Origin of the sequence: Inquilinus sp., assembly GCF_039594555.1 — a bacterium.
Taxonomy (GTDB): Bacteria; Pseudomonadota; Alphaproteobacteria; order DSM-16000; family Inquilinaceae; genus Inquilinus.
Map to the genome: position 1 here is coordinate 1 of NZ_JBCNNF010000220.1, position 11,490 is coordinate 11,490.

An 11,490-nucleotide genomic window follows, 5' to 3' on the forward strand; every position below is an offset into this window, starting at 1 on the left:
GCGCACCGCGACCGGGGGCACCACCAGTGCGACGGCGGGTGTCCTCTTCGTCGTCGGCCATGGCCGGGACGCCGCGCAGACCGGCCGCATCGGCGGCCGGGGCACGCGCCGCGGCGGCCTGGCCGGAGCGGTCGGCGACCGCCTTGCGGCGAGCATCCTCGGCGGCGCGCTCGGTGTCGCGGCGCTTCTGCTCCTCCTCGAGCAGGAAGCGCTCCTCCTCGATCTTGCGCTTGGCCTCACTCTCGATGGCGTTGAGCTCTTCCAGCTCGCGCCGGCGCAGCGCCTCGGGATCGAGCGGCGCTGCCGGTTCCGGCGCGACCTCGATGACCTCGGCATCCTGTGCCTGATCGGCCGGCTCCTCCGGCTCCGGCAGGTGCCGGCGGGCCTCCTCCTCGCGCAGGGCGACCTGCAGGGCGCGCTGCCGCGCCTCGCGTTCGGCCTGCGAGAGAACCCGGCCACCGAGCGTGCCGCCGCCACCGCCGCGGGCACTGCGCCCGGGCTGGCCTTCGGCCGCCCGCCGTGCCGCGGCGCCGCCATCGGCCAGGGCCGTGTTGGTGCCGCCGCGCTGGCGCTTGACCTCGACGGTCACCGCCTTCGAACGGCCGTGGCTGAACTGCTGGCGCACCTGACCCGATGAATCGGCCGGCTTCCCACCCAGGGTGAGCTTGGGCTTCGCACTGCCCAGCGACAGCGTCTTGCGATCCTGTTCCTTGCTATCCGTCATATCGTCCAGCGTGATCCGCCGCTATCCCTGCACAGAGAAGGCCGGCGCGGCACCCGATGCCCCGTCGACCACACCACGTCCAGCCGGTCCGACCCGGTCGGCTCGACCACGAATTCCGTCCAGCCGTGCCGCTTCCGCGACCAGCCGTTCCGCCAGCCCGCCGCGAGCGATCGCAGCGTGTACCATGCGGTCCCGGGCAAAGGCCATCCCGAGCATGTCGGCGGAGAAGATCTCCACAAGGGCCGGTGCCGGGCGGACCGCGGCGGCCAGGGCCGCCAGCTTGGCCCGCCCATCCGCCGCGCCGTCCGATGCCGCCAACAGCACCGCGGCACGGCCCTCGGCCAGCCACGCATGCACTTTCTCATATCCGGCCACCGCCTGTCCCGCCCGGCGTGCCATTCCGATGAGATCGATGCAGCTGCGATGCAAAAGTGCCTCGACCCGATCGACCAGATCGTCCGGGGCACGGACCGACTGGCGGGCCGCCTTGGCGAACAGGCCCTTGGCCTGGGCCCGAAGCAAGGCCTCTCGCTCGGCGCTCACCCACAGGCCGCGGCCCGGCAGGCGTTCCGCCAGGTCGGGCACGACCTGCCCGTCGGGGCCGACGACGAAGCGAATCAGCTCCGCCTTCGGCCGCACGGTGCCGGTCGCGATGCAGCGCCGCTCGGGCCCAACGGGCTCGGGCAGGTCCGCGTCCTCGGGGGGATGGGCAGTCGTGTCGCTCAGGCCTTCTCCTCCTCCTCGAACCAATGCGCCCGCGCCTGCATGATCAGGGCGTTGGCATCGTCGAGCGAGATCGTCTTCTCACCAAGGATCTCGACCAGCTCGTCGCCGGCCAGATCCGCCAAGTCGTCCAGGGTCTTGACCCCATTCTCGCCGAGCTTGACCAGGATCGCCGGGGTCAATGCCTCCAGCGCCGCCAGGTCGTCGGCCACACCGAGCTCCTTATACCGCTCGGTCAGCTGTCGGTCGCGCTCCTCGAGCCAGCGCAGAGCGCGCTCCTGCAGCTCGCCGGCCACGCCCTCGTCGAAGCCCTCGATCTCCGCCAGCTCCTCGAGCGGCGTGTAGGCGATCTCCTCGACCTGGCGGAAGCCCTCGGCCACCAGGAGATGGGCGATGACGTCGTCGACGTCCAGGGCCTCCATGAACAATTCGCTGCGCTGCTTGGTCTCTTCCTGGCGGCGCTCGCTCTCCTCGGCCTCGGTCAGGATGTCGATATCCCAGCCGGTCAGCATCGAGGCCAGGCGGACATTCTGGCCGCGGCGGCCGATCGCCAGCGACAGCTGGTCGTCCGGCACCACCACCTCGATCCGGTTCTGGGTGTCGTCCAGCACCACCTTGGCCACCTCGGCCGGGGCCAGGGCGTTGACCACGAAGGTGGCGGCGTCCCCGGACCAGGGGATGATGTCGATCTTCTCGCCCTGCAGCTCGCCGACGACGGCCTGGACGCGGCTGCCGCGCATGCCGACGCAGGCGCCGACCGGGTCGATCGAGCTGTCCTTCGAGATCACCGCGATCTTGGCGCGGCTGCCCGGGTCGCGTGCCACCGACTTGATCTCGATGATGCCGTCATAGATCTCCGGCACCTCCATGGCGAACAGCTTCGCCATGAACTGGCCATGCGTGCGCGACAGGAAGATCTGCGGCCCGCGCGGCTCCTCGCGCACGTCGTAGATATAGGCGCGGACGCGGTCGCCGACCTTGAAATGCTCCCGCGGCAGCAGCTCGTCGCGGCGGATGACGCCCTCGGCCCGGCCGAGGTCGACCGTGACGTTGCCGTATTCGACGCGCTTGACCGAGCCGTTGACGATCTCGTCGACGCGGTCCTTGTACTCTTCGAACTGGCGGTGACGTTCGGCCTCGCGCACCTTCTGCACGATCACCTGCTTCGCCGTCTGGGCGGCGATGCGGCCGAAATCGATCGGCGGCAGGTCGTCGATGACGAAGTCGCCGACCTTCAGATGCGGCCAGCGCTTGGACGCGTCCTTGGCGTCCAGCTGGGTGGCCTCATCCTCGACCGCCTCGACGATCTGGCGGTAGCGGCGCAGCTCGATATCGCCCGACTTGCGGTTGATATGGGCGCGGATGTCATGCTCATGGCCGTATTTGGAGCGGCCAGCCTTCTGGATGGCCTGCTCCATCGCGGTCAGCACCTCGTCGCGATCGATGCTCTTCTCGCGGGCCACGACATCGGCAACGTGCAGCAGTTCCATAGCCTTGGGCGTTCCTATGCGTCTTGGGTGTCGGCCTGGGGGGCAGCGGCAGCGGCCGCAGCCTCCGCCTGCTCGACCTCTGCGGCGGCGGCGTCGATCAGGGCGTCGGTGAGGATCAGCTTGGCCCGCTGGATCTCGGCGAAGGGCAGCCGCACCGGCTCCTCCCCGATCTCCTCGGACCGCAGCAGCACCGTCTCTCCCTCAAGCCCGGCCAGGATTCCGCGGAAGCGCTTGCGGCCGTCGACCGGAACCCGCGTCTCGAGCCGCGCCTCGTGGCCGAGGAAGCGCTCATAGTCGGCGGGCCTGGTCAGCGGGCGGTCGATGCCGGGGGAGGAGACCTCGAGCGTGTAGGCCGTCGGGATCGGATCCTCGACATCGAGGATGGCCGACACCGCCCGGCTGATCTCGGCGCAATCGTCCACGGTCATGCCGCGGCGGTCGATCCGCTCGGCCATGATCTGCAACTGCGGCCGATGCTCGCCGCCGGTCATGAGGACGCGCACGACCTCATAGCCCATCGCTTCGAGCGACGGCGCCACGATCGAGCGCACCTGATCCACTTGCGTCATCCTCTCCGGCATTCCCCGCGTCCAGAGCCTTGGAAAGCCGTCACCACAACGAAAAAAGGCGGGCCGCAGCCCACCCTCTCAATCGTTTGACCGAACCATAGTCAAGTCAAACGCTATGGGTAACGGCGCTGATATATAGCCATCCGCCACAATTACGCAACCTGATTCGCCCCCGCAGGCCGCGGCTTGATTCGGCAGGGGCGGCATGAGGCACCGAGCCGGCTGTTTTGTCGGGTCCGATTCCGCCGTTGACAGCGTCCGTTTCCGTGCGCAGGCTTAGTTCGTCACCTTGCCGAACAAATGGGGACGATGCTGCGCCTCGACAACCCCGTGCCGCTGATGCGCCAGCTCAGCCTCCGCGCCGTGATGGAGACGGTCCTCCATCGCGGGCCGATCTCGCGCTCCCAGATTGCGCGGGAGACCGGGCTGTCGAAGCAGACCATCTCCGAGGTCATGCGGGTGCTGGAGGAGGCGGGCTGGGTGCGCGAGACCGGCCGGACGCACGGCGCCATCGGGCGCACGGCCGTGACCTACGAGGTCCGGCCCGACGCCGCCTTCGTCCTCGGCATCGATCTCGGCGGCAGCAAGGTGATCGTCGCCCTGGCCGATCTCGCCTGCAGCATCGTCGACGAGGTGGTGGAGCCCACCGACCTCACCGGCGGCCAGGCCATCCTGGCCCAGATCGTGGCGCTGCGGGACCGGCTGGTCGCCCGCAGCGGCGTCGACGCCGGCCGGATCAAGGTCGCGGTGCTGGGCAGTCCCGGCGTGCTGGACCCGGCCACGGGCAGCATCCGCCTCGCCCCCAACATCCCGGATTTCGACGGCTTCAACGTGCGCGGCGCGCTGGAGGCGGCGTTGGGCTGCCCGGTCCGGGTCGAGAACGACGTCAATCTCGGCGTCATCGGCGAGCACTGGCAGGGCCGCGGCCGGGACGCCGCCACTTTGGTGTTCATGGCGGTCGGCACAGGCATCGGCGCCGGGGTGCTGGTCGACGGCAAGCTGCTGCGCGGCGCCCGCGGCGCGGCGGGCGAGGTCTCCTACCTGCCGCTTGGCGGCGATCCCTTCGATCCGGAGCTGCGGGCCAAGGGCGTGTTCGAGGCGACCGCGGCCGCCGGCGGCATCGTCGCCCGCTACGAGGCGGCGGGCGGGAAGCCCGGCCTCACGGTGCGCGACATTTTCGATCGCTCGGCCGCCGGCGAGAGCGCAGCCCGGGAGACGCTGGCGGAGACGGCGCGCCTGCTGGCCCTGGCCATCGCCGCGATCTGCGCCGTGGTCGATCCGGAGCGGGTGGTGCTGGGCGGCAGCATCGGCATCCGGCCGGAGATGCGGGACCTGATCGAGCCGGCGCTGCGCCGCTGCCTGATCGATCCGCCGCCGGTCGAATGCAGCAGCCTCGGCAACCGCGCCACGCTGATCGGCGCGCTCGCGGTCGGCCTGAATCGGCTGCACAACACGCTGTTCGGCGCCCATGACCTGCCGGGCGAGCTGCCGCTGCCCGTCACCTTGAGGATGATGACCGATGCCGCCTGATCCCGCCCACGCCGGCGGCGCCGTCGCGGTCGCCGTGCCGGAGACCGGCACCGACCTGACGGAGGCGATCCGCGCCGCCATCGCCGCGGCGCATGCCCGGGGCGGCGGCGTCATCACCGTGCCGCCCGGCGATTGGACCAGCGGGGGCTTGCGCCTGCTCGACGGGGTGCGGCTGCACCTGCCGGCGGGCGCCCGGCTGGCGGCGGCGCCGGGCTGGGACCGCTATGCCGGGACCACGGTCGACAGCATCGCCGAGGAGTCCGACCGCGGCTTCATCACCGCTTCGGGCGCCCGCGACATCGGCATCACCGGCCACGGCCTGCTGGTCGGCGACAGCCGGCACTGGCGCGTCGCCGGCGCCGGCAGCCTGGGCACGCATCTGCCGGCCGAGCGCCGGCCGCGCATGGTCGTGTTCGAGGATTGCGAGCGGGTCGAGATCGCCGACATCGGCATCGAGGATTCGCCGATGTGGACGATCCACCTGGTCGGCTGTCGCCGGGCGGTGGTGCGCAATGTCGAGATCCGCAACGACAAGCGCATGCCCAACACCGACGGCATCAACCTCGACGGCTGCTGCGATGCCCGGATCGAGGGCTGCTTCATCAGCGCCGCGGATGACGGCATCTGCCTGAAGACGACGCGGCGCGATCCGGCCCGGCTGCGCCATTGCGAGCGGATCGTCGTCACCGGCTGCGTGATCGAGAGCGAGAGCTGTGCGCTGAAGATCGGCACCGAGACCTGGGCCGACATCCGCGACGTGGTCTTCGCCGATTGCGTGGTCGCGGCGTCGAACCGGGCCTTCGGCATCTTCTCGCGCGACGGCGGCGTGATCGAGCGTATCCGCGTGAGCGGGGTGACGGTCGACTGCCACCAGACGCCGGAGGGGTTCTGGGGCTGCGGCGAGCCGGTGACGATCACCATCGCCCGCCGCCATCCGGGGATCGAGCCCGGCGCGGTGCGCGACGTGGTGATCGACGGCCTGTCGGGCCGGGCCCAGGGCGCCGTGGTGCTGGTCGGCCTGCCGGACCGGCCGGTCGGGCCGGTCACCCTCGCCAATATCGACCTGCGGCAGGTGGTGGGGCGGCTGGACCCGGTCGGCCATTACGACCTGCGCCCGACGACCGCGGACCTGGCGCCCGAGCCGGGGCAGGAAGGCCGCAAGAACGCCTGGGTGCGCGGCGCCGACGGGAAGATCGTCGGGCTGGTGCCGTATGAGGGCGGGATGCCCGCGCTCTATGCCCGGCATGTCGACGATCTCGGCCTGGCCCAGCTGCGGCTGCGGCGCCCGACGCTGCTGCCGCCCGGCTGGAACCGAGCGCCGATGGTGCTGCGGCACGTGACCATCACACCCGACCTGGCCCCTGACAGCCGGAGCTGACGGAATGGCGTCCCTGACCCTCGAGCGCATCAAGAAGGCCTTCGGCCCGGTTCCGGTGATCCACGGCATGGACCTCGAGATCCGCGACGGCGAGTTCGTGGTCTTCGTCGGCCCGTCGGGCTGCGGCAAGTCCACCCTGCTGCGGCTGATCGCGGGGCTGGAGACGCCGACCGAGGGCACCATCCGCATCGGCGGCAAGGACGTCACCGCGGCCAGCCCGGCGGCGCGTGAGATCGCCATGGTGTTCCAGTCATACGCCCTGTACCCGCATATGACCGTGCGGCAGAACCTGTCCTTCGGGCTGGAGAATCTGCGCATGGCCCGGGCGGAGATCGACCGCCGCATCCTGGTCGCGGCGAAGATGCTGGCAATCGAGCCCTATCTCGACCGGCGGCCGAAGGAGCTGTCGGGCGGCCAGCGCCAGCGCGTCGCCATCGGCCGGTCGATCGTGCGCAACCCGTCGCTGTTCCTGTTCGACGAGCCGCTGTCCAACCTCGACGCCGCGCTGCGGGTGCAGACCCGGGCCGAGATCAGCAAGCTGCACCGCGAGCTGGGCACCACCATGATCTACGTCACCCACGACCAGGTCGAGGCGATGACCATGGCCGGGCGCATCGCCGTGCTGCGCGACGGGAAGCTGGAGCAGTTCGGCCCGCCGCTGGAGCTGTTCAACCGCCCGGCCAACAAGTTCGTCGCCGGCTTCATCGGCTCGCCGCGGATCAACATGTTCGCCGGCACCCTGACGGGGCGGTCGGAGGCGGGGGCGGTGATCGACGCGCCCGGCCTCGGAACCGTCACGCTGCCGGTCGATGCCGGCGGGCTGGCGCCGGGCGCCGCGGTGTCGGTCGGCATCAGGCCGTCGCATCTGCGCCTGGGCGATGACGGGCCGGTGCGCCTCCTGGTCCAGCACAGCGAGAATGTCGGCACCGAGACCTATGTCTACGGCACGGTCGAAGGCGCCGCCGACAGCACCATCCTGCATGTGCCGGACGAGCTCTCGGTCGCGATCGGGTCGGTGCTGCCGCTGTCGCTGCCGCCCGGGCGCTGCCACGTCTTCCGCGAGGATGACGGCCGCGCGCTCGCCCCTCTGGCGGAGGCGGCGTGATCATGGTCGCCGTGGAACTCGACCGTCCGGCCGCTCCCCTCTCGCCGCTCGCCAGCGGCCTGGTGCGGGCCGAGGTGCCGGTGCACCTGCCCTTCATGGCGCCGCGGTTGCAGGGCGACCTGCTGCCCGACGGCCGGCTGAGCATCTCGATCTGGGGCGCCGGCCATCTCGCCACCCTGTCGCTCGGCGCCCTGCCCGGGCCGGTGACCTATGGCCCGAACCGGGCGGAGGGGGCCGGCTGGTCGCTGCATGTGGCGCAGAGCGCGCCGGTCCTGCTGCTGCGCGGCGTGGCCGACGCGGCGCGGGTGACGCCGGCGCCGCGCTGCGCCTGGTGGCACCGCGATGCCGGCCGGCCGGGGACGGTCCGGCGCGAGGATGGCCGCCGCATCGTCGACCTGCCCTGGGGCTGTCTGGTGCTGCAGCCGCGGGGCGGCGACCTAGTCGTCGCCGCCGGCACCGACCGGGCGGAGGCCGAGACGGCGCTGTCGCTGTCGGCCACGGCGATCATGGCCGAGGCCGAGGCGCATCTCCGCGCCGTCGACCGGCTGCCTGCCGCCGACCCGGTGCTGCGCAGCATGGTGCAGCAGGGGGCGCATGCCGCGCTGTCCAGCATCCGCCGCGACCCGGCCGGGCGCTTCGCCGGCCTCGCCGCCGGCCAGGCCTATTCCGCGCCGGCCCGGACCTATTACCGCGACGGTTACTGGACGGTGCAGCCGCTGCTGGCCCTGGCGCCGGAGGCGGTGCGGGATGAGATCGACATGCTCGCGGCCGGGATCCAGCCGGACGGCGAAGCGCCGAGCGCGGTGATCCTGTCCGGCCCGCAGCAATCCGCCGCCTGGGAGGTGTTCCGCCGCACCGACCCCTTCATCTCGAAGGAGCATCTGCGGCCGGGCGACTGGTGGAGCGATCATTTCGACAGCCCGCTGTTCTTCATCCTGATGATCGCCGACTATGTCCGCGCCACCGGCGACACCGGCCCGGCGGAGCGGCACTGGCCGATGATCCGCACGATTTACCGGCGCTACCGCGGCTTCGACGCGGCCGGCGACGGTCTGCCGGTGAAACCGAACCATGAGCGCGACTGGGCCGACAACGTTTATCGCCAGGGGCTGGTGGCCTATGACCTCGGCCTGTGGGTCGGCGCGCTCGACGCCATCGCCGCGCTGGGCCGCGACCGCGACCCTGAGCTGGCCGCCGAGGCGGCGGAGGTCGCAGCCCGGGCTCGGGAGGCGATCGGCCGCCGGCTGTGGCTGGCCGAGCGCGGCTGGTGCGCCGAATACCGCAACGACGACGGCTTCACCGAGGACCATCTCGCCATCGACAGCCTGACGCTACTGCGCGCCGACGCGCTGACGCCGGACCGGGCCGGGGCGACGCTGAAGGCGATGCAGCGCCGGCTGTACAGCGGCGCCAATGCCGACCAGCCCTATGGCGACTGGGGCGTGCTCTGCGCCTTCCCGCCCTACAAGCGGCGCCGAGACACCCGGGCCAAATCGGCCTTCGCCTACCGCTACCACAACGGCTCCGACTGGCCCTACTGGGACGGGGTGCTGGCGCGCGAGCTGCTGCGCCGCGGCCTGCCGGGCTGGCGCTACCCGCTGCTGCGCTGGTGGGAGAGCTGCCTGGAGAATGGCTGGCTCGGCGCGGTCGAATATTTCAGCCCGCCCTTCGGCCGCGGCTCGCTGCTGCAGGGCTGGAGCGGCGTTCCGGCCGGGGTGGCGCTGGAATTCGCATCGCAGGTCCTCGCCGGCGCGGCGGGGGATCACCAAAGGCCGTGAACGGCCGCAACGGGAGGCTTTCGACATGACGTTCGCAAGGACCATCCGCACCGCGCTTCTGGCCGGCGCCGCGCTCGCGGCCCTGGCCGGCCCCGCCATGGCGGCGGAGCTGACGGTGATGTGGACCACCAACAGCGACCAGGAGGAGCAGGTGCTGCGCGGCCTGCTGGCCGAGTACACGGCCCAGCACCCCGACACCACCTTCAAGCTGCAGATCGTCCCCTATGACAGCTACGACCAGAAGCTGGCCCAGGTCGCGGCGTCCGGCACCGCGCCGGACCTGGCCAAGACCACCAGCATGCGGCCGGTGATCCGGCCCTTCCTGACCGACCTCGCCCCGGATTTCGGCAAGGATTATCTCGCCCAGTTCGTGCCGGCCTGGGCCACCGGCGCGCAGCTGGGCGACCAGATCATCGCCGCGCCGCTCGACGTCACCGCCACCGGCATCTTCCTCAATGCCGAAGCGTTCAAGAAGGCCGGCGTCGCCATTCCGGACCCGGCCAAGGGCTGGACCTGGGACGAGTTCCTGGCCGCGACCAAGACGGTGTCGGAAAAGGCGGGGGTCCGCTATCCGCTGGTCTGGGACGTCTCGGCCAGCCGCTGGATCACCTATCTCTACCACAACGGACAGCACATTTTCACCGAGGCGCCGCCCTACAAGGTGGTGCTGGACAAGGCGCGCGGTGCCCAAATCCTCGACGACTTCGTCAAGATCACCGAGACCCACATGCCGCCCGGGCTGTGGAAGGGCTCCAGCGCCGACAACCCGAAGCAGCTGTTCCTGCACGGCCAGGCGGTGGCCTGGATGTCGGGCAGCTGGCAGATCAGCAGCCTGGTCACCGATGCCGGCTTCGCCTGGCAGGCCGGACCGACGCCGCATGGCGAGGTGGCGTCCAGCGTCGTCGGCGGCGACTACATCATCGCCTTCAACACCGGCGAGCATGTCGACGAGGCGCTGCAGGTGCTGCGCTGGTTCTCGACGCCAGAGGTGCAGGCGAAGTATGCAGCGCCGCTGATGATGATCCCGGCCAGCCTGAAGACCGGCCCGGTCGACTATGGCGACGCCAGGGCCAGCGCCGCGCTGGCGGCGCTGCAGAAGGAGCTGGCGGCCAGCCCGCTCTATGCCGGCACCGACCAGGGCAACCCGGCGATGCAGTATGTCTGGGACCCGATCAAGCAGGCGGTGATCCAGCGCGTGGCCGGGCAGATCACCTCGGCCCAGGCGATGGACATCATCGCCAAGGCGGCCGAGGATTCGCTGAAGGCGGAGCAGTGACCAGCGCGGCAGACATGGCGGGTCGGGGCGAGGCGCGCCCCGACCGGTCCGGCGCCGCGGGCCGCGGGCTGGGGGCGCGGCTGTTCCCCTACGCGCTGGTCGCGCCGACACTGCTGCTGCTCGCCGTCTTCACGCTGTTCCCGCTGGTCCAGGGCTTCTGGACCTCCTTCTTCAAGCGCGGGCTGGTGGTGGCGCCGCGCGCCCCGGCCACCCATCCGGTCTTCATCGGGCTCGACAACTACCTGGCGCTGGCGAGCGACCCGGAATTCACCGGCACGCTGGTCAAGACCATCGGCTTCGTCTGCGTGGCGGTGCCGCTGGTGATCGCGGTGTCGCTGGCCCTCGCCCTGCTGCTGGCCCGGCCGTTCCGCGGCGTCGGCGCCATCCGGGCCGTGGTGTTCTTCCCCTACATGACCAGCCTGCTGATCGTCGGCATCGTCTGGAAATGGCTGCTCGGCTACAACTCCGGCCTGATCAACTTCGCGCTCGACCTCGCCGGCATCGCCCCGGTGCCGTGGCTGGAGAACGAGCTGCTGGCCCAGGCGGCGCTGGTCTTCGTCTGGGTCTGGGCCAATGCCGGCTTCTACATGATGATCTTCATCGCCGGGCTGATGATGATCCCCGGCGACTATTACGAGGCGGCGGCGATCGACGCCGCGACGCCGTGGCGGATGTTCCGCCGCATCACCCTGCCGCTGCTGCGGCCGACCATGCTGATCGCCCTGGTCCTGGCCTCGGTCGAGGCGTTCAAGGTCTATGAGGTGGTGGTGTCGCTGACTCATGGCGGCCCCGGCCGGGCCACGGTCTATCTGATCCAGGCGATCTACGAGACCGGCTTCACCAAGCCGGCTTCGGCCGGCTTCGCCGCCGCCCAGTCGATGGCTCTGTTCGCCATCCTGATGGCGCTGACGGTACTG

Annotated in this window: 10 protein-coding genes; 6 read left to right on the plus strand and 4 right to left on the minus strand. The window is 71.0% G+C overall.

Going from position 1 to position 11,490, the window contains the following annotated elements; all coding sequences use genetic code 11:
• From ABDW35_RS21900 to rimP, 4 genes are all read right to left on the minus strand, one after another.
• Window positions 1-724 (minus strand): translation initiation factor IF-2 associated domain-containing protein (locus ABDW35_RS21900; RefSeq protein ID WP_343716002.1); only part of this gene is annotated, 724 nt, incomplete at its 3' end.
• A 21-nt stretch (window positions 725-745) separates the two neighbouring features.
• Window positions 746-1,450: an RNA-binding protein gene (locus ABDW35_RS21905; protein WP_343716010.1), complete on the minus strand. Its 705-nt coding sequence runs from the start codon at window positions 1,448-1,450 to the stop codon at window positions 746-748.
• A complete protein-coding gene (gene nusA / locus ABDW35_RS21910; protein ID WP_343716003.1) occupies window positions 1,447-2,937 on the minus strand; it encodes a transcription termination factor NusA in 1,491 nt (496 codons plus the stop codon). The genes ABDW35_RS21905 and nusA overlap by 4 nt, the downstream gene beginning before the upstream one ends.
• A 14-nt stretch (window positions 2,938-2,951) precedes the next feature.
• Window positions 2,952-3,506 (minus strand): ribosome maturation factor RimP, encoded by a 555-nt coding sequence (rimP, locus tag ABDW35_RS21915; RefSeq protein ID WP_343716004.1) that lies wholly within the window; start codon window positions 3,504-3,506, stop codon window positions 2,952-2,954.
• A gap of 309 nt (window positions 3,507-3,815) precedes the next feature.
• On the opposite strand from rimP, the gene ABDW35_RS21920 reads away from it, so the two are divergent.
• From ABDW35_RS21920 to ABDW35_RS21945, 6 genes are all read left to right on the plus strand, one after another.
• On the plus strand, window positions 3,816-5,036 hold the full coding sequence (locus ABDW35_RS21920) for an ROK family transcriptional regulator (protein WP_343716005.1): 1,221 nt from the start codon (window positions 3,816-3,818) through the stop codon (window positions 5,034-5,036).
• The gene (locus ABDW35_RS21925) at window positions 5,026-6,414 is read left to right on the plus strand and encodes a glycosyl hydrolase family 28 protein (protein ID WP_343716006.1); all 1,389 of its coding nucleotides are present in this window, start codon (window positions 5,026-5,028) and stop codon (window positions 6,412-6,414) included. The genes ABDW35_RS21920 and ABDW35_RS21925 overlap by 11 nt, the downstream gene beginning before the upstream one ends.
• Before the next feature lie 4 nt (window positions 6,415-6,418).
• Window positions 6,419-7,519 carry a sn-glycerol-3-phosphate ABC transporter ATP-binding protein UgpC gene (ugpC, locus tag ABDW35_RS21930; protein ID WP_343716007.1) on the plus strand — a complete coding sequence of 367 codons (1,101 nt, stop codon included), beginning with the start codon at window positions 6,419-6,421 and terminating at the stop codon, window positions 7,517-7,519.
• Between the two features lie 2 nt (window positions 7,520-7,521).
• A complete protein-coding gene (locus ABDW35_RS21935; RefSeq protein WP_343716011.1) occupies window positions 7,522-9,297 on the plus strand; it encodes a GH116 family glycosyl hydrolase in 1,776 nt (591 codons plus the stop codon).
• 25 nt (window positions 9,298-9,322) lie between these two features.
• Window positions 9,323-10,573 carry an extracellular solute-binding protein gene (locus ABDW35_RS21940; RefSeq protein ID WP_343716008.1) on the plus strand — a complete coding sequence of 417 codons (1,251 nt, stop codon included), beginning with the start codon at window positions 9,323-9,325 and terminating at the stop codon, window positions 10,571-10,573.
• On the plus strand, window positions 10,570-11,490 hold a 921-nt coding region (locus ABDW35_RS21945), incomplete at its 3' end, for a sugar ABC transporter permease (protein ID WP_343716009.1). The genes ABDW35_RS21940 and ABDW35_RS21945, both read left to right, overlap by 4 nt.